Source organism: Streptomyces albus subsp. albus (assembly GCF_000725885.1).
Lineage (GTDB): Bacteria > Actinomycetota > Actinomycetes > Streptomycetales > Streptomycetaceae > Streptomyces > Streptomyces albus.
The window spans coordinates 1-18,047 of sequence record NZ_JODR01000047.1; the positions used below are offsets into that span (position 1 = coordinate 1).

Sequence of the window (18,047 nt, forward strand, 5' to 3'; positions counted from 1 at the left end):
AAACGCTCGGCTGGGAAACCCCAGCCGAGCGCCTGCATAAACTGCTCGCGGCCTGATCAACACAACCACGTGTTGCAACGACCGCTAGAAACCGCCCACGGCCGTGCGCCCCTGACCTGGGAATGCGTACCCGCCCCCGCGCGGAAGGTGCCCTACCGCCCCTCCCTCTCGTTGTGCTCCCCGACGTGTGGTTCGATCGGGAGCTGGTTTCCATGGGACAGATCGGCAGCGGAGAAGGGCTGCCGTTGACGGCGGCGCAGACGGGCATGTGGATCGCCCAGCAGCTGGACCCGGACAGTCCCTGTTTCCGGGCCGCCGAAGCGGTCGAGATCCGGGGCGCCGTCGATGCGGGACTGCTGGAGCGGGCGCTGCGGCACGCCGTCGAAGAGACGGAGGCGTTGCGCGTCCGCTTCGGTGAGGGGCCGGTCGGCGAAGAAGGTGAAGAAGGCCAAGACGGCCAGGAGGAGGAACAGGTACGCCAGTACGTCGAGAAGTGCGACGACTGGCCGCTGCCGCTGATCGACCTGCGCGGCGAGAGCGACCCGGACGCCGCCGCGCACGCGTGGATGTGGGCGGACCTCGGACAGCCCGTGGACCCGCGGCGGTCACGGGTCTTCTCGTTCGCCGTCCTGCGCACGGCCCACGACCGGTACCTGCTCTATCTGGCCATCCACCACATCGCGATGGACGGCTACGCCATGTCGCTCTTCCTGCCGCGGGTCGCCCAGCTCTACACCGCGCTGGAGAGCGGCGCTCCCCTGCCGGAGCGGACCCTCGCCCCGCTGGCCCGCGCACTGGAGGACGAGGCCGCCTACCACCGCTCCGAGCGGATGGTGCGCGACCGCGCCTACTGGACGGAACAGCTCGCCGCCTGGGGCGGTTCCGCGCCGCAGCCGTCCGGCCACTGGCTGCGTCCGGCCCGCACCTTCGTACGGGAGACCGGCCATCTGGAGCCGGAGGCCGCGCAGGGCCTGCGTGCCCTCGCCCGCGAGGAGCGCACCGGGCTGGCCACCGCGGCCATGGCGGCGCTCGCCCTGTACGTGCACCGGCTCGGCGGCGCGGAGCCCGCGGCGGACGGCACCGGCCGCGACGGTGGGGACGGCGGCGAGGGCGTGGTGCTGGACGTGACCGTCACCGGGCGCGGCGGGGCCACCCGCGACGTGCCGTGCATGCTCGCCAACGTCCTGCCGCTGCGGGTGCCGTGCCCGGCCGCCGGCACCGTCGGCGAACTGCTGCGCCGCACCACCGAGCAGGCCAAGGGGCTGCTGCGGCACCAGCGTTACCCCTTCTGGCACCTGATGCGGGAGGCGGGGGCCGCCCGCAGGCTCGCGGGCGGCATGGCCGACTGGGGCATCAATGTGATGACCCACGACCCGAAGATCTCCTTCGGCCGCCATCCCGCCCTGCTGCACAACCTGTCCAACGGGCCGGTCACCGGGATGAGCGTCAACGTCTACGACCGCCCCGACGACGGCTCCCTGCGCATCGACTTCCAGGCGGACCCCGCCGTGCACCCGCCCGAGCAGGTCGCCGCCCACCACCGCCGCTTCCTGGAACTGCTGCGCACCCTCGCCACCGCCGGCACCGGCAGCCGGCTCGACACCCTGGATGTCGCCACCCGCGGCGAACGCGAGCAGGTGCTCGCCTGGGGACGCGGCCCGCACCTGGCCGTGCCCGCCAAGCCGCTGCACACCGCCTTCGAGGAACGCGTACGGGAGGACCCGGACGCCGTCGCGCTGGTGTGCGGCCCCTCCCGTGCCGCCACCGTCCTCGGCCGGCGTGCGCTCAACGCCCGCGCCAACCGGCTCGCCCACCTGCTGCTGGACCGCGGTGCCGGGCCCGGCACCACCGTCGCCCTCGCGCTGCCCCGCACCGAGGCGTACGCCGCGGCCCTGCTCGCCGTCCTCAAGACCGGCGCCGCCTGCCTGCCGCTGGAGGCCGGACATCCGGCCGAACGCACCCGCATGATGCTGGCCGACGCGGCGCCGCTGTGCGTCCTGGCCACCCGCTCGACCGCCCCCGGACTGCCCGGGGACGCGCCCGTGCTGCTCACCGACAGCGACAGCACCATCCGCGCGCTGGCCCGCCGCCCCGCGAGCGATCCGCGCCCCGGCGACCTGCCCCGCCCGCCGCGGCCCGACGACGCGGCCTACCTCGCCTTCACCTCCGGCACCACCGGCCGCCCCAAGGGCGTCGTCGTCGAGCACCGGCAGCTGTCCAACCTCCACCACGACCACCTCGCCACCCTCATCGGCCCCGCCGCACAGCGCGCCGGAGGGCGCCGGCTGCGGGCCGCGCTGACCGCCTCGTTCACCTTCGACACCTCGTGGGAGGCGTGGCTGTTCCTGGCCGCCGGCCACGAGGTGCACCTGATCGAGGACGGCGTGCGGCACGACGCGACCGCGCTCACCGCCCGCGTCGAGGACCAGCGCCTCGACTTCCTCGACCTCACCCCCTCCCTGCTGCGGCACCTGCTGGACGCCGGGCTCTTCCGCCCCGGCGCCCACCACCCCGGCACCCTGATGGTCGGCGGCGAGGCACTGGACCCCGCGCTGTGGCGGCGGCTGCGCGCCCTGCCCGCCACCACCGTCCTCAACTACTACGGACCCACCGAGTGCACGGTGGACGCCGTCTGGTGCCGGCTGGACGAACAGGGCGAACACCCCGTCATCGGCCGCCCCCAGCACAATGTGCGCGCCTACGTCCTCGACCGCGGCGGACGGCTGTGCCCGCCCGGCGTACGCGGCGAACTCCACCTCGGCGGCGCCCAGGTGGCCCGCGGCTACCTGGGCGCGCCCGCGGCCACCGCCGCCCGCTTCCTGCCGGACCCGTTCGCGGCGGAACCGGACGCCCGCATGTACCGCACCGGCGACCTGGTGCGGTGGACCGACGACGGCGCCCTGGAGTACCTCGGCCGCACCGACGGGCAGATCAAACTGCGCGGCGTGCGCATCGAACCGGCCGAGATCGAGACGGTGCTGGCCGCGCACCCCGGCGTCGCCCAGGTCGCGGTGGCCGCACACGGCGGGGACGGTACGGCCGGCGCCCCGCACCTGGCGGCGCACTTCGTGCCCGCACCCCGCCGCCCCCGCGACGGCACCCGCCCCTCCCCCGCCGCCGCGACGGACGGCCCCGACCAGCAGGAGCTGCGCTCCTGGGCCGCCGCCCGGCTGCCCGCCGCGATGGTGCCCGCCGTCTACATCGCCCACGACGCCCTGCCCCTCACCCCGCAGGGCAAACTGGACCGCGCCGCCCTGCCGTCCCGCACCCCCGCGCGGCCCCCGGCACAGCGCCGCGCCCCGCGCACCGCACACGAACGCACGGTGTGCGCCCTGTTCGCCGAGGTCCTCGGCGTGCCCGAAGCCGGCCCCGACGACGACTTCTTCGCCCTCGGCGGCCACTCCCTGACCGCCACCCGCCTGCTCACCCGGCTGCGCGCCGCACTCGGCGCCGACGTCTCCCTCGGCGCGCTCTACCAGGCCGCCACCCCCGCCAGGCTCGCCGCCCTCCTCGACACCTCCGCCCCGGCGGGCGACCGCCCCGCCGCCGACGGCGCCTGGCGGATGCTGCTGCCGCTGCGCCCCGACGGCACCGACCGGCCCCTCTTCTGCGTCCACCCCTCCGGCGGCCTCGGCTGGTGCTACGCCACACTGCCGCCGCACCTGCCGCCGCACGTCCCCGTCTACGCCCTCCAGGCCCAGGGCCTCCACCCGGCCGACCGGCCCGCCACCACCTTCCCCGGCCTGATCGCGGAGTACGCCGCACGGCTCCGCACCGTGCAGGAACACGGCCCCTACCGGCTGCTGGGCTGGTCCCTGGGCGGCGCCCTCGCCCACGCCGTCGCCGCCCGCCTCCAGGCCGACGGCGAGGAGGTGGAGCTCCTCGCCCTGCTGGACGCGGCACCCATCGACCCCGCGCACCGGCCCGGGCTGCACACCGCCGACCCGGCCGTGGTCGAACGCCTGGTACGGGAAGCGCTCGGCAGCCACGCCGCCGACGCCGCGCACGTCGGTGCGGTCACCCGCGTCCTGGAGCGCTACGAGGCCCTGCTGCCGACCTACCGCCACTCCCTCTACAAGGGCCCGGCCCACTACTTCCGCGCCACCGTGCCCGACCCCGCCCACCGTGCGGCCGGCGGACCCCAGGAGTGGGAGCCGTACCTGACGGCGCCGCCCACGGTCCACGACATCCCCTGCACCCACAGCACGATGGGCACCGCATCCGCCATGGCCCGCATCGGCCGGCTGCTCCACCCGCTGCTGGCGAGGGAGCACCAGCACCAGTGAGGGCGCCGGCCCGGGGCGGTCCGCGTGGGCGGCCGGGTCGCGGCCCGGCGCCGTCGGCCGGCTCGCATCCGTTCGCCGGGGCGCGTCCGCCCACCGGCTCTCGTCCGTCCACCGGCTCGCGTCCGTTCGCGGGGGCGCGTCGGGACGCCGGTGCGGGCCCGGACGCCAGTGCCGGACCGCACGCCGGTGCGGGACCGGACGGTGCCGGAGCCGGCCGACCGGTCCGGGGCCGGGCCGGCGGCCGTCAGCCGATCCGGTCGAGGATCAGCGGGCGCGGCCGGAAACCGCTGCCGGCGGGGGCGAGCTCCCACGCTCCCTCCAGCGCCGCCTGTGCGTACGCGAAGGTGTCGGGCGTGTCGGTGTGCAGGGTCAGCAGCGGGGCGCCGGCGGTGACGTGGTCGCCGGGCCGGGCGTGGATCTCGACGCCGGCCCCGGCCTGCACGGGGTCCTCCTTGCGGGCGCGGCCGGCGCCCAGGCGCCAGGCGGCCAGCCCGACGGCGTAGGCGTCGAGGCGGGTGACGACACCGGACGCCGGAGCGGTGACCACGTGCTGTTCGCGGGCGCGGGGCAGTTGTGCGTCGGGGTCGCCGCCCTGGGCGGTGATCATGCGGCGCCAGACGTCCATCGCGGAGCCGTCGGCCAGTGCCTTGGCGGGGTCGGCGTCCGGCAGGCCGGCCGCGTCCAGCATCTCCCGGGCGAGGGCCACCGTCAGTTCGACGACGTCGGCGGGTCCGCCGCCCGCGAGGACCTCGACGGATTCGCGTACTTCGAGGGCGTTGCCGGCCGTCCGGCCCAGCGGGGTGTCCATGTCCGTCAGCAGGGCGACGGTGCGCACCCCGTGGTCGGTGCCCAGCTCGACCATGGTGGCGGCCAGTTCGCGGGCGTCGTCGGCGTTCTTCATGAACGCGCCGGAGCCGGCCTTGACGTCCAGGACGAGCGCGCCGGTGCCCTCGGCGATCTTCTTGGACATGATGGAGGAGGCGATCAGCGGCAGCGACTCGACCGTGCCCGTGACGTCCCGCAGCGCGTACAGCCGCTTGTCGGCGGGGGCCAGGCCCTCGCCCGCCGCGCAGACGACGGAGCCGACGTCCCGCAGGACGTCCATCATCTCGGCGTTGCTGAGGGAGGCCCGCCAGCCGGGGACGGACTCCAGCTTGTCGAGGGTGCCGCCGGTGTGTCCCAGGCCCCGGCCGGACAGCTGGGGGACGGCCGCGCCGCAGGCGGCGACCAGCGGCGCGAGCGGCAGGGTGATCTTGTCGCCCACGCCGCCCGTGGAGTGTTTGTCCGCCGTGGGGCGGTCGAGCGCGCCGAAGTCCATCCGCTCGCCGGACGCGATCATGGCGGCGGTCCAGCGGGAGATCTCCGCGCGGGTCATGCCGTTGAGGTAGACGGCCATGGCCAGCGCCGCCATCTGTTCGTCGGCGACGACACCGCGGGTGTAGGCGTCGATGATCCAGTCGATCTGTTCGCCGGTCAGCTCCTGTCGGTCGCGCTTGGCGCGGATGACGGAAATGGCGTCCATGCCTCACTCCCTGCTTGGTTCCGTGTTTCCGGCGGACCGGGGCCGCGCCGGGGCCCGCGGCGTGCCGGCCGCCGGGCTCTCAGCGTGCCAGCTGCTGGGGCCCGAAGGCGTCCGCGAGCAGGTCCGCGAGGGGGCGGATGCCGGAGGGCGCCTCCACCAGCAGGTCCGCTCCGCCGTGCTCCCACAGCAGTTGGCGGCAGCGCCCGCAGGGGGCGACGACGGTGCCGTCGCCCCCGACGCAGGTGAAGGCGACCAGCCGGCCGCCGCCGGTGGCGATCAGTTCGCTGACCAGACCGCATTCGGCGCACAGGCCGACACCGTAGGAGGCGTTCTCGACGTTGCAGCCGGTCACCGTGCGTCCGTCGGCCACCAGCGCGGCGGCGCCGACGGGGAAGCCGGAGTAGGGCGCGTACGCCCGGGCCATGGCGTCCCGGGCCCGGTCGCGCAGGGCGTCCCAGTCGAGGTGCGCTCCGCCGGCCGTCTCCCCGCCGCCGGCCGTCTCCTCGCCGGTCCGGCCGGTGGCGGCCGGACCGGTGTCCGCGGTTTCGTTCACGCTCATGTCCCCTCGCCTCGGCGGTACGACTTGCCGACCGCGCGTGGGGCGCGGAGCCGTTGCGCGGCCAGGGAGAGCACCAGCAGTGTGGTGACGTACGGCGTCATCTCCACGAACTCCAGGGCCACGGTGTCCGTCAGCGTGTACCACAGCGCGAGCAGCACGGCGATAACGAGGGCGACGGCGGCCTGGACACGGGCGCCGCGGGCGCCGCGCAGCGCGGCGCGGATCTTCCAGGCGGCGAGCAGGACCAGCAGTACGGCCATCAGCAGCAGCATCGCGTGGACGGTGGTGCCGCCGCCGACGACGCGCAGGGCGTCCATGAAGCCGAAGAGCCCGGCGCCCATGGCGACGCCCCCGGGACGCCAGTTGCCGAAGATCATGGTGGCGAGGCCGATGTAGCCGCGCCCGCCGGTCTGGTTCTCCTGGTAGAAGTGCACGCCGATGGCGAGGAACGCGCCGCCGAGCCCGGCCAGCGCCCCGGAGACCAGCAGGGCGGCGTACTTGTAGGTGTAGACGTTGACGCCCAGCGACTCGGCGGCGACCGGGTTCTCACCGCAGGAGCGCAGCCGCAGCCCGAACGAGGAACGCCACAGCACGAAGAAGCTGCCGACGAAGAGCACGACGGTCAGCAGCGTCACCCACGAGACCTCGCTGACCAGGGCCCGCAGGATGCCGGCCAGGTCGGAGACGAGGAACCACTGGTGCTTCTCGATGCTGCCGAGCCCGTCGGCGAGGCCGGGGACGGTGAAGGTGGGCATGTCGTCCATGGGCGGCGACTGCTTGTCGTTGCCGCCCGCCTGGGCCGCGTCGCTGCCGGGCGCGCCGAACCACAGCTTCGCCAGGTAGCGCACGAGGCCGAGGGCGAGGATGTTGATGGCGACACCGGAGACGATGTGGTCGACGCCGAAGGTGACGGTCGCCAGGGCGTGCACCAGCCCGCCGAGGGCGCCGCCGGCGATGCCCGCCAGCACGGCGGCCCACGGCCCGTGCTGCCAGCCGATCCAGCCCGCGGCGAAGGTGCCGAGCATCATCATGCCTTCGAGGCCGATGTTGATGACGCCGGCGCGTTCGGCCCACAGCCCGCCCAGGCCGGCCAGTCCGATGGGCACGGCGGCGGCGATGGCGGAGGAGAACTGGTCGCTGTTGGAGAGCTGTTCGTCGCCGGTGACGACCCGTACGAGGGAGAGCAGCAGCAGTCCGCCCACGATCAGCAGCAGGACGACGGGGTAGGACAGCCGCCGCCGGCCGCCGCCCGCGTCGGCGGTCGCGGGTGCCTGCTTCGGCGCGGACGACGTGGAGGTGGTGCTCATGCGGTGGCCCCCGCCTTCTGCTCGGTGCCGTCCTGCTCGGTGCCCGCGCCGGCCCGGGCGCTCAGCTCCGCGCCGACCTCACGCTGCTGCCTGCGCAGCACGACGCGGCGGACGATCTCGTACGCGATGACGACGCACAGCACGATGATCCCCTGCATGACGCCGACGATCTCCTGCGCGTAGCCCTCGAACTCCAGCTGGATGCCGGTGCGTTCCAAAAAGCCCCACAGCAGCGCGGCGAGTGCCATGCCGAAGGGGTGGTTGCGGCCCAGCAGGGCGATGGCGATGCCGGTGAAGCCGACGCCGGTGGGGAAGTCGGTGCCGTAGCTGAAGGACTTGTTCAGCAGGGTCGGGATGCCGACGAGTCCGGCCACGGCACCCGACAGCAGCATGCTGGTGACGACCATCCGGCGGACGCTGACGCCGCTGGCGGAGGCCGCCGACTCGCTGCGGCCGACGGCCCGCAGGTCGAAGCCGAAGCGGGTGCGGCCGATCACGAACCAGTACGCCAGGCCGATGACGACGGCCACGACGACGGTGCCGTAGATGGGGTCCGGGTCGGTGGGGATCAGGAAGAACCGGCCGGATTCGGGGATGGTCGGCGTGTGGAAGAGGTTGCCGTCCTTGACGGCCAGCTTGTCCTCGGAGAGGAAGTAGCCGATCAGCGAGCCCGCGATGGAGTTCAGCATGATCGTGGTGATGACCTCGCTGACGCCGCGGGTCGTCCTGAGCACGCCCGCGATGCCCGCCCACAGGGCGCCGACGGCCATCGCCACGATGATGATGACGGGGATCTGGAGCACGCCGGGCAGCGCGAGCGCCCCGCCGACGACGGCGGCGAAGAACGCGGCGACGCGGTACTGCCCGTCCACGCCGATGTTGAAGAGGTTCATGCGGAAGCCGATGGCCACGGCCGCCGCCGACAGGTAGTACGGGATCGCCTTGTTGATGATCCACACCTGGCTGTCGCTCTTCGACCCGAAGTCGATCATCACGAAGAAGGCGTGGAAGGGGTCCTTGCCGGTCGCCAGGATCACCACGGAGGAGAGGACGAACGCGGCGAGCAGCGCCAGCGCGGGCGCGGCCAGCGCCTGGAGGACGGACTGGACGCCGAACTTCTCTTTCCAGCGGCTCACTTGTCGCCCCCCGTCGTCTCGTCCTGGTGCTCCAGGTGGCCGCTGGCCGCGCCGGTCATCGCCGAGCCCAGCTCCTCCGGGGTGACGTGCGCCGGGTCGGCATCGGCGACCAGCCGGCCCCGGTACATCACCCGCAGCGTGTCGGAGAGCCCGATCAGCTCGTCCAGGTCGGCGGAGATCAGCAGCACGGCCAGCCCCTCACGGCGGGCGGCGCGTATCTGGTCCCAGATCTGCGCCTGCGCGCCGACGTCCACACCACGGGTGGGGTGGGCGGCGATCAGCAGCTTGGGGTGGTGGCTCATCTCGCGGCCGACGATGAACTTCTGCTGGTTGCCGCCCGACAGACTGGCGGCGGTGACCTCGATACCGGGGGTGCGCACGTCGTACTCGGCGACGATGCGCTCCGCGTCGGCCCGCGCGTCCCCCAGGGCGAGCAGCTGCGGGGCGCCGGGTATGCCCAGCAGCGGGCCCTTCGTGTTGGGCTTCTCCGTGACGTGGCCCAGGATGCGGTTCTCCCACAGCGGGGCCTCCAGCAGCAGCCCGTGCCGGTGCCGGTCCTCGGGGATGTAGCCGATGCCGCTCTCCCGCCGCAGCCGGGTGGGGGCGTGCGTGAGGTCCTGGCCGTCCAGGGTGACGGTGCCGCCGTCCGGGTCGCTCATCCCCATGACGGCCTCGACGAGTTCGGCCTGTCCGTTGCCCTCCACACCGGCGATGCCCAGCACCTCGCCCTTGTGGATGGTGAAGGAGATGTCGTCCAGCACCGTGCGCCGCACACCGTCGGAGTCGGTCGCCGACAGCCGCAGCCCCTCCACCTTCAGCATCGGCACGTCGGTGACGGTGGACTCACGGGTCTCGGCGGTCGGCAGCTCGCTGCCGACCATCAGCTCCGCGAGCTGCTTGGGGCTGGTCTCCTGTGGCCGTACGGAGGCCACCGTCGTGCCGCGCCGGATGACGGTGATCGCGTCGGCGACGGACAGCACCTCGCCCAGCTTGTGCGAGATGAACAGAACGGTCAGACCCTCGGCCTTCAGCTCCCGCAGGTTGGCGAAGAGCGCGTCGACCTCCTGCGGCACCAGCACCGCCGTCGGCTCGTCCAGGATGAGCGTGCGGGCGCCCCGGTAGAGGGCCTTGAGGATCTCCACCCGCTGCCGGTCGGCGACCCCGAGTTCCTCGACCAGGGCGTCGGGGCGGACCCCGAGCTGGTAGGCGTCCGACAGCTCCTTGATCTTCTTGCGGGCGCGGGCACCGATGCCGTGCAGCTTCTCCGCGCCGAGCACGGTGTTCTCCAGCACGGTGAGGTTGTCGGCCAGCATGAAGTGCTGGTGCACCATGCCGATGCCGCGCGCGATGGCGTCGGCGGGGCTGTGCAGGGTGACGGGCTCCCCGTCGATGCTGATGGTGCCCTCGTCCGGCCGCTGCATGCCGTAGAGGATCTTCATCAGGGTGGACTTGCCCGCACCGTTCTCACCGACGAGCGCGTGCACGGTGCCGCGGTGCACCGTGATGTCGATGTCGCGGTTGGCGACGACGCCGGGGAACCGTTTGGTGATGCCGCGCAGTTCGACGGCCGTCCCGGAACCGCCGGGCCCTGGGCCCGCCCCGGGCGGCGCCGTGCTGCTGCCGCTGGACTCGCTGGACACTTGACTGACGCGCTCCCTGATTGAGCTGGGCTCCCGGACGGGAGAGGTACGCCGCCCCGGCGGAAAGGGGGGCACAGGGAGGACGGCCCCGCACGCCGCGCTGTCCGCGCACCGTCCGGGGCCGCCCTCACGAGGGCATCACGGCCGGGCCGGAACCTTGACCTTGCCCGAGATGATGTCTTCCTTGGCCTTGTTGATGTCGTCCATGACGTCGTCGACGAAACCGCCGGAAGTCGCGACCGAGACGCCGTCCTCCTTCAGCGAGAACGTCTGGTTCCCCTTGAGCGGCTTGCCGTCCTTCACGCTCTTGATCAGCTCGTAGACGGCGACGTCCACGTTCTTGACCGACGAGGTCAGGATCGCGTTCTTGTACTTCTCCAGGCCCTTCTGCCGGTACTGGTCGGAGTCGACCCCGATGGCCCAGGCGCCCTTCTTCTTGCTGACCTGCTCGATGGAACCGGCACCCGACTGGCCCGCCGCGCTGTAGATGACGTCGTTGCCGCGGGCCAGCATGCCCTTGGCCATGCTCTTGGCGCGGGCCGGGTCGTTGAAGCCCTTGTCGGACTCCTTGTAGAGGTAGTCGACCTCGACCTTGATCTTCGGGTTGGTGTCCTTGACGCCCTTGACGTAGCCGGCCTCGAACTTCTGGATGAGCGCGTTGTCCACGCCGCCGATGAAGGAGACCTTGTCCGTCTTCGTCTTCTTCGCCGCGGCAACGCCCACCAGGTAGGAGGACTCGTTCTCCGCGAACGTCATGCCGACCACGTTCTTGGTGTGGGACTGCTCGTCCACCACACCGAAGGTCGTGTCGGGGAAGTCCTTGGCCACCTTGTTGATCGACTTGCCGTAGTTGAAGCCGACGCCAATGACCGGATTGTAGCCGTCCTTGGCGAGCGAGATGAGCCGCTGCTCGCGGGTCTCCTCCGTCTCGTTGTTCCCGGCCGTCATCTCCTTGGTCTTGACGCCGAGTTCCTTCTCGGCCTTGTCCGTGCCGCGGGCCGCCGCCTCGTTGAAGGAGTGGTCGTCCCGCCCCCCGACGTCGAAGGCGAGCCCGACGCCCTTGTTCTTCTTGCCACCGCCCGACTCCGTAGAGCTCTCACCGCACGCGGTGGCCGTCAGTGCGAGAGTCGCGGTGGCGGTGACCGCGGCAGCCAGCTTTGTTACCCGACGCAACGGAGTCCCCTTCGAGTCGTGGAAGCACCGGTTCCGGCACCGCAGTTGGGTTCCGGCCCTTGAGACGGCCACAGATTAACGCGCGTAGATTTCCAGCAGAAGGAGACGGGAACCAGCCGTTATCGGATCGTCGCGAACGCGCTATGCGGATCGTCGCCGACGGATCGCGCGGATTGCCCCGGAAGGGCTGTTCGGATGGCCGCGGACGGGCTGTCCCGATCGCCGCGAATGCCCTGCAGGGATCGACGCGGACGGGCCGTGCGGGCCCCGGGCGGGCGGGGCGGACGGGCTGCGCGGGGCGGGGCGGACGGGCTGTCCCGATCGCCGCGAATGCCCTGCAGGGATCGACGCGGACGGGTCGTGCGCAGCGGGGCGAACGGGCTGCGCGGGGCGGGGGCTCGAACGGGCGGGGCCGCCCCATGCGGCCGGGCCGGAAAGGCCCGGGCCGGGGACGGCCCCCGCCGGTCACGAACGGCGCAGCAGCACCGCCGCCGTGAACAGCTCCACGCCGGTGGTGATGGCACCCTCGTCGGCGTCGAAATCGCCCTGGTGCAGATCGCGCACCCGGCGCTCCCCCGCCGGCCGCACCCCCAGCCGGGCCATCGCGCCCGGCACGTGCTCCAGATACCAGGAGAAGTCCTCACCGCCCAGACTCTGCTCGGTGGTCTCCACCGCCGCAGCGCCCGCACGCGCGGTCATCGCCTCCCGCAACAGCGCCGTCGCCGAGGGCTCGTTGACCACCGGCGGCACGCCGCGCACATACGTCAGCTCGCACTTGGCCCGGTGCAGCGTCGCCACCTCGTCGATCGCCGCGTGCACCAGATCCGGCGCCTCACGCCACGTCGGCAGATCCAGGCAGCGCAGGGTGCCCGACAGCTCCGCGCGCTGCGGGATGACGTTCGAGGCGTGCCCCGACTCGATCCGCCCCCACGTCAGGGCCAGCCCCGACCGGGCGTCCACCCGGCGTGACAGCAGGGCCGGCGCCTCCGTGACCAGCTTGGCCGCCGCCGTCACCAGATCGGTCGTCAGGTGCGGGCGGGCCGTGTGGCCCCCGGCACCGCTGAGGACCACCTCCAGCCGGTCGCACGCCGAGGTGATCGGGCCGGCCCGCAGCCCGATGCGGCCCACGTCCACCCGCGGATCGCAGTGCACCGCCAGGATCGACCCGACCCCTTCCAGCACACCGCAGTCCACCGCGTCGGAAGCGCCGCCCGGCAGCACCTCCTCGGCCGGCTGGAACAGCAGCCGCACCGGACGCGGCAGGGCCCCGGCACGTGCCAGCTCCGCCAGCACCAGCCCGGCGCCGAGCACCACCGTGGTGTGCACGTCGTGCCCGCAGGCGTGCGCCCGGCCCGGCACCGTCGAGCGGTAGGACACCTCCTTGGTGTCCGGGATGGGCAGCGCGTCGATGTCCGCGCGCAGCGCCAGCATGGGCGCGCTCTCCTGGACACCGCCCTCCGCCGTGCCCGCCGGCTCCGCGCCGGTCCCCGGATGGATGTCGCAGATCAGCCCCGTGCCCATCGCCAGCACCCGGGGCCGCAGCCCGGCGCGCTCCAGCCGGGTCTTGAGCGCTGTCGTCGTGCGGAACTCCTGGTTGCCCAGCTCCGGATGCATATGGATGTCACGCCGGAAAGCGATGAGCTCTCGCCGTAGGGGTTCGGTCAGGCGGCCGGGAAGCTCGGGCAGTACGCCGGCGGCTCCGCGTGCGTCTACCTCTACCTCCGGAGCTGCAGGGGACAGGAGTTCGTTCATGGTGCGAAGACTAGGCCCACCGCGACCGCAACTCACTAGAGATCCCCCAAAGTTCAACCTCACAGGGGAAGAAAATCTAGGCCGTGCGGCGGTTATGTCCCCTTGCGGTTGGGTATAGCTGTTCGCTTGCCCGCACGCCCACACGCTGCCTGACAGCGGAGTGCCGGGTACCCGGGGGGCGCACCGGTATGCAGCACATGCTGGCGGCGCGGGAAGGTCTGCCGCCACGCCTCCTGCCCGGCGTAGCCTGAGCCCATGGCTGAGCACCTGGGCGACCGGCTGGCACGTCTGCGGCGCCTCGCCGACCTGACGCAGGAGGGCCTGGCCGAACGCTCCGGCGTCTGTGCCGACGTTGTACGCAAACTCGAACAGAAGCGGAAGCACAGCGCCCGGCTGCCCACCTTGCACGCCCTCGCCCGCGGGCTCGGAGTGGAGCTGACGGCGCTGCTCGGAGACCCGCCCGCGGTCCCGTCCACCGGAGCGGCCGATCCACCCCAGCTGGTGGCCCTGCGTCGCGCGGTCATGCCGCCCCTGTTCGGCCCCCCGCCCGACCCGGCTGGAGCCGAGCGGCTGTCCCTGCCACTCCTGCGCCAGGAGATCTCGGACGGCTGGACCCTCTACCACGACGCCGCGTTCGGACGCCTCATGGACGTCCTGCCCGGCATCGTCACCGACGCGCGCTTCGCCGCCTCCGTCGGGCGGGCCGACGAGCGTGCCGCCGGACAAGCAGCGTTGGCCAAGGCACTGCAGCTGGCCGGACACCTGGCCATCCGGCTGGGTAAGACCGACCTCGCCCTCTCGGCCCTGGAACGCGCCATGCACGCCGCCGCCGACTCCCCGGATCCACTGCTCGTGCCGATGATCAGCAACAGCGTCGCGTGGAACTACCAACGCCAGAACCGGCTCGCCGACGCGGAACACCTGGCCGTGCATGCCGCCGACGGGGTCGAGCAACGGTACGGCCACACCGCCGAGGGGGTCCGGGTGTGGGGCGGGCTGCTCATGTCGGCCGCCACCTCGGCCGCCCGCTCCGGCGACTACGGGACCGCCAACGCCATGATGACCACGGCGGAGAAGGCCGCCCAACGCCTGCGCACCCTGCCGCCCCCCGCGGACGGAAAGATGCTCTCCGTGTTCAGCCGGTCCTCCGTGCGGATCGAGCGCGTCCGTCTCGCCGTCCAGCACGCCCGGCCCCAGGAAGCGCTGGCGCTCGCCCGGGGAATACGGCTCGGCGCCGACACGCCCCCGTCCTGGCGGACCTGGCTGCTGCTCGACGTGGCACAGGCACACGCCGACCTGGGGAACGCGGAAGGCGCCGTCAAAACCCTCGAACGGCTGCGGCGCACCGCCCCGGCGTGGATGCGGCACCACACACAGGCCGTGTCGCTGGTCCGCGACCTGGCCGCGCGCCCCTCCCGGCCGCCCGGCGTGCGCAAGCTGGCCGAGTTCCTGGGCATCGCCGACTAGCCCGTGGAACTGGGACGTTACATCCCTTCTGAGGCTCCGCCCGCTGCTCCAGGGTTGGTACCGGAACAGCCCTCGCGACCGCGACCGACGGCCGGGGGACGCGGACGGACCGAGGAAGCAGACAGCCATGACGCAGCCTGAAGACGAGTCGGACGAGAGCGTGCGGCGCCCCGTGTCCTGCGCCGACTGCGAGTGGTACCGCACGCAGGTCGCACGTGCCGCGGGAGACCCGAGACCACGCGCCGACCTCGAAGCACTGTTCGCCGCGCACCTGCGCAGGAAGCACGGGGACACCGCCCGTGTACTGCGGGGCGTCTGACATGTGGCGCATCGGCCAGCGCGTACGCGACAGGACGACCGGCAAGGAGGGAGAGATCATCCGCATCACCCTCCCGTCGCCCCTCATCTACCGGCTGAGACTCGACGACGATGACGTGCCTCTCGTGGTCTACCGCTACGACCATCAACTCGACGTCCCCTCCTCACGCGGCGGGACAGCACCGCAGGACCGCCGCGGATAGGAGCGGGCCGGCCGCGCCCGGCCGGACGCCGGACCTTGGCCCGGGCGGGCCGGGCCGCGGGGCCGCGTCTTATGTGCTCTGCTGCGGGGTCGGGGGGAGGCGGTGGGCGCCTCGGGCTTTGCCGGTGACGTCCGTGAGGAAACCGTGGGCGCGGGGGGACGCCGTACGGGTCAGCCAGGCGGGGTCTATGTCGCAGACGGCGACGGTCACGGCCGTGCCGGCGAGCGCCAGCGGGAGGGTGTGGACGACGGTGGAGGGGAAGCTGAGGATCGTCCGCCCCACCGGACCGCGGCGGGCGACCAGTTCGAGAGGCAGGTCAGGGCGGACGATCTCCAGGCCGGTGGCGGCGCTGACCTGCGCCAGCTTTTCGCTGCTCTCCCTGCGGTGCGCGAAATAGCGGGTGGCTCCATAGGCGCGGGCCAGCCCCGCGACGGCCTCCAGATAGCGCTCGACGTCCACCACACCGGTCTCCACCAGGGAGGTGCCCACCAGATCGGCGCCCTTGGTCAGCCGGGGCGGGCCGAAACGGGCGCGGGTCCAGGCGAACTCGTTCGCCGTGACGATGACGTTCTCCGGCACCTCCACCGGCATGGAGCTGAAGACCTCCACCCGGTGCGAGCCGTCGGGGCCGGGGGTGAGACGGCGGCGGGCGCGGCGGGAGACCGGCGCGAACAGCAGACCGCGCACCCCGCCCCGGCTGCCCTTGCGGTGCCAGCGCACGAACCGTTCGCCCCGCGCCAGCTGGGCGACGAACTCCATCGTCGCCGTACCGTCGTCCACCACCGTCACCCGGCGTTCGGCACGGGACGGGGTGAGGGCCAGCAGCAGTTGGACGTAGCGGGAGAACGGGTCCCCGATGACCAGGGTCGTGGCCCGGCGCAGCCGGCGGGCCAGGGAGAGGACGCTCTTGGCGGCACCGGCCACCCCGTCGCGGGCCTCCTCCCAGCGCACGGTGATGCCCTCGTCGCGGGCCAGTTCGGCCATGCGGCGCAGCTGGCCCCGCGTCATCGGGTCGTGCGGCGGCAGCACGACGAGGGTGAGGGGGCTGGCGGTGCCGGGCGCCGGGTGGTTGTGCGCCCATTCGAGCACGTTGAGGAGCTGGACGGGGCTCTCGACGAACGCGAGAGCTCCCTCCCGCGGCCCCGGCACGGCCGCCGCCACACTGCCGGGGCCACTCGCGGCTGCTCCTGCGCAGGAGCGGTCACGGGCCATCTGCGTACACGCTCCGTTCCGCTGTGGCCGGTACTGAGCCGGTGGGCCGGCTTCTGGTCGTGGGGCCGGGTTTGAGTTGGGGGCAGATTTGAGTTGTAAGGCGGATTTGAGTTGTGGGGGCGGCGGCCCCGACCCCGGGTGAGGGCCGGTCCGGGCCGGGGACCCGACCTGGCTGGTGGGGCGCCTGCGGGGCCCGGATCTCGCCGGTGGGGCCCGGCCCGGCTTTCGCGGGCCGCCTGCGCCGGTCGGGCCCCGGCCGGTGGGTGGTGGGGCCGGCCGGGGCCCGCCGGCGCCGGGCCGGTGTGCCGGGACGTGTCAGACCGTGGCCGGCTCGCGGGGCGCCTCGGCGTCCGCCCCCGCGTTGCGCGTCGCCTCGTCGGCCTGGGCGACGACGCCCTTGACGCGCCGCAGCTTGCGCATGGGTGCCAGCTCGCTGTCGTAGACCTTCTTCACGCCGTCACCGAGGGACTCCTCGATCGTGCGGATGTCCCGCACCAGCCGGGTCAGCCCCTGCGGCTCGACGGAAGCGGCCTGGTCGGAGCCCCACATGGCGCGGTCCAGGGTGATGTGCCGCTCCACGAAGACGGCGCCCAGGGCGACGGCTGCCAGTGTCGTCTGGAGACCCGTCTCGTGACCGCTGTAGCCGATCGGGACGTTCGGGTACTCCTCCTGGAGGGTGTTGATGACCCGCAGGTTCAGCTCCTCCGCCTTCGCCGGGTAGGTGGAGGTGGCGTGGCACAGCACGATGTTCTCGCTGCCCAGCACCTCCACCGCGTGCCGGATCTGCTTCGGGGTGGACATGCCGGTGGAGAGGATGACGGTGCGGCCCGTGGCGCGCAGCGCCCGCAGCAGGTCGTCGTCGGTGAGGGACGCCGAGGCCACCTTGTGCGCGGGCACGTCGAACTTCTCCAGGAAGGCGACGGCCTCCTCGTCCCACGGCGAGGCGAACCAGTCGATGCCCCGCTCGGCGCAGTGCTCGGAGATGGCGCGGTACTCGTCCTCGCCGAACTCGACACGGTGCCGGTAGTCGATGTAGGTCATCCGCCCCCACGGGGTGTCCCGCTCCAGGTCCCACTGGTCGCGCGGGGTGCAGATCTCGGGGGTGCGCTTCTGGAACTTCACCGCGTCGCAGCCCGCCTCGGCGGCGGCATCGATGAGGGCGAAGGCGTTGTCGAGGTCACCGTTGTGGTTGATGCCGATCTCCCCGGTGACGTACACGGGGTGGCCCGGGCCGACGGTCTTGGTGCCGAGGGTGCGGGTGCGGGGGCTGATGCTGTTCATGTTCATCACTTCCGGGGGTTTGTTCCGTGCGAGCCGGCGAAGGGCTCGGGGTGACGGTGACGGGTCGGTGGCGGACGGGACGGGTAGGGTTTGCGCTGGTCAGGAGGCGGCGGGGGTGGGCGTCGCGGAGGGGCGTGGGGTTCGTTGTGGGTGGGCCCCGTCGAAGGCCCGAGGACCGCCCCCACCCACCC

At 73.0% G+C, this 18,047-nt stretch carries 13 protein-coding genes; 4 read left to right on the forward strand and 9 right to left on the reverse strand.

The features are described from left to right. Positions 1 to 212: 212 nt before the first annotated feature. Positions 213 to 4,286: a non-ribosomal peptide synthetase gene (locus tag IO40_RS0131925; RefSeq protein ID WP_033230346.1), complete on the forward strand. Its 4,074-nt coding sequence runs from the start codon at positions 213 to 215 to the stop codon at positions 4,284 to 4,286. 244 nt (positions 4,287 to 4,530) lie between these two features. Here IO40_RS0131925 and IO40_RS0131930 read toward each other — a convergent pair whose 3' ends face one another. From IO40_RS0131930 to IO40_RS0131960, 7 genes are all read right to left on the reverse strand, one after another. Further along, complete coding sequence (locus IO40_RS0131930) at positions 4,531 to 5,808, reverse strand: thymidine phosphorylase (RefSeq protein WP_016469364.1); 1,278 nt, start codon at positions 5,806 to 5,808, stop codon at positions 4,531 to 4,533. A 79-nt stretch (positions 5,809 to 5,887) separates the two neighbouring features. Then, positions 5,888 to 6,367: a cytidine deaminase gene (locus IO40_RS0131935; protein WP_031176624.1), complete on the reverse strand. Its 480-nt coding sequence runs from the start codon at positions 6,365 to 6,367 to the stop codon at positions 5,888 to 5,890. Further along, complete coding sequence (locus IO40_RS0131940) at positions 6,364 to 7,674, reverse strand: ABC transporter permease (protein ID WP_031176625.1); 1,311 nt, start codon at positions 7,672 to 7,674, stop codon at positions 6,364 to 6,366. Before IO40_RS0131940 ends, IO40_RS0131935 begins: the two co-directional genes overlap by 4 nt. Beyond that, positions 7,671 to 8,810 (reverse strand): ABC transporter permease, encoded by a 1,140-nt coding sequence (locus IO40_RS0131945; RefSeq protein ID WP_031176626.1) that lies wholly within the window; start codon positions 8,808 to 8,810, stop codon positions 7,671 to 7,673. The genes IO40_RS0131940 and IO40_RS0131945 overlap by 4 nt, the downstream gene beginning before the upstream one ends. Further along, positions 8,807 to 10,450, reverse strand: coding sequence for an ABC transporter ATP-binding protein (locus tag IO40_RS0131950; protein WP_016469360.1), 1,644 nt, complete (start codon positions 10,448 to 10,450; stop codon positions 8,807 to 8,809). The genes IO40_RS0131945 and IO40_RS0131950 overlap by 4 nt, the downstream gene beginning before the upstream one ends. 138 nt (positions 10,451 to 10,588) lie before the next feature. Then, entirely contained in the window at positions 10,589 to 11,623 is a 1,035-nt protein-coding gene (locus IO40_RS0131955) for a BMP family lipoprotein (RefSeq protein ID WP_016469359.1), read from the reverse strand. A gap of 465 nt (positions 11,624 to 12,088) precedes the next feature. Then, the gene (locus IO40_RS0131960; protein WP_031176627.1) at positions 12,089 to 13,375 is read right to left on the reverse strand and encodes an amidohydrolase; all 1,287 of its coding nucleotides are present in this window, start codon (positions 13,373 to 13,375) and stop codon (positions 12,089 to 12,091) included. 255 nt (positions 13,376 to 13,630) lie between these two features. Here IO40_RS0131960 and IO40_RS0131965 point away from each other — a divergent pair, with 255 nt between their 5' ends. From IO40_RS0131965 to IO40_RS0131975, 3 genes are all read left to right on the forward strand, one after another. Further along, positions 13,631 to 14,842 (forward strand): helix-turn-helix domain-containing protein, encoded by a 1,212-nt coding sequence (locus IO40_RS0131965; RefSeq protein WP_016469357.1) that lies wholly within the window; start codon positions 13,631 to 13,633, stop codon positions 14,840 to 14,842. A 127-nt stretch (positions 14,843 to 14,969) separates the two neighbouring features. Then, positions 14,970 to 15,161 carry a hypothetical protein gene (locus tag IO40_RS0131970; protein WP_016469356.1) on the forward strand — a complete coding sequence of 64 codons (192 nt, stop codon included), beginning with the start codon at positions 14,970 to 14,972 and terminating at the stop codon, positions 15,159 to 15,161. A gap of 1 nt (position 15,162) precedes the next feature. Next, the gene (locus IO40_RS0131975) at positions 15,163 to 15,363 is read left to right on the forward strand and encodes a hypothetical protein (protein WP_016469355.1); all 201 of its coding nucleotides are present in this window, start codon (positions 15,163 to 15,165) and stop codon (positions 15,361 to 15,363) included. Between the two features lie 69 nt (positions 15,364 to 15,432). On the opposite strand, the gene IO40_RS0131980 is transcribed toward IO40_RS0131975, so the two are convergent. Together IO40_RS0131980 and IO40_RS0131985 are read right to left on the reverse strand one after the other, a co-directional pair. Then, positions 15,433 to 16,575, reverse strand: a complete 1,143-nt coding sequence (locus IO40_RS0131980; RefSeq protein WP_174500713.1) for a hypothetical protein — start codon at positions 16,573 to 16,575, stop codon at positions 15,433 to 15,435. Positions 16,576 to 16,890: 315 nt separating this feature from the next. Beyond that, positions 16,891 to 17,856: an N-acetylneuraminate synthase family protein gene (locus IO40_RS0131985; RefSeq protein ID WP_016469353.1), complete on the reverse strand. Its 966-nt coding sequence runs from the start codon at positions 17,854 to 17,856 to the stop codon at positions 16,891 to 16,893. Positions 17,857 to 18,047: the final 191 nt, after the last annotated feature.

Coding starts and splice junctions, on each gene's coding strand:
- IO40_RS0131925 (WP_033230346.1), top strand. CDS start 213: ATGGGACAGATCGGCAGCGGAGAAGGGCTGCCGTTGACGGCGGCGCAG.
- IO40_RS0131930 (WP_016469364.1), bottom strand. CDS start 5,808: ATGGACGCCATTTCCGTCATCCGCGCCAAGCGCGACCGACAGGAGCTG.
- IO40_RS0131935 (WP_031176624.1), bottom strand. CDS start 6,367: ATGAGCGTGAACGAAACCGCGGACACCGGTCCGGCCGCCACCGGCCGG.
- IO40_RS0131940 (WP_031176625.1), bottom strand. CDS start 7,674: ATGAGCACCACCTCCACGTCGTCCGCGCCGAAGCAGGCACCCGCGACC.
- IO40_RS0131960 (WP_031176627.1), bottom strand. CDS start 13,375: ATGAACGAACTCCTGTCCCCTGCAGCTCCGGAGGTAGAGGTAGACGCA.
- IO40_RS0131965 (WP_016469357.1), top strand. CDS start 13,631: ATGGCTGAGCACCTGGGCGACCGGCTGGCACGTCTGCGGCGCCTCGCC.
- IO40_RS0131970 (WP_016469356.1), top strand. CDS start 14,970: ATGACGCAGCCTGAAGACGAGTCGGACGAGAGCGTGCGGCGCCCCGTG.
- IO40_RS0131975 (WP_016469355.1), top strand. CDS start 15,163: ATGTGGCGCATCGGCCAGCGCGTACGCGACAGGACGACCGGCAAGGAG.
- IO40_RS0131980 (WP_174500713.1), bottom strand. CDS start 16,575: ATGGCCCGTGACCGCTCCTGCGCAGGAGCAGCCGCGAGTGGCCCCGGC.
- IO40_RS0131985 (WP_016469353.1), bottom strand. CDS start 17,856: ATGAACAGCATCAGCCCCCGCACCCGCACCCTCGGCACCAAGACCGTC.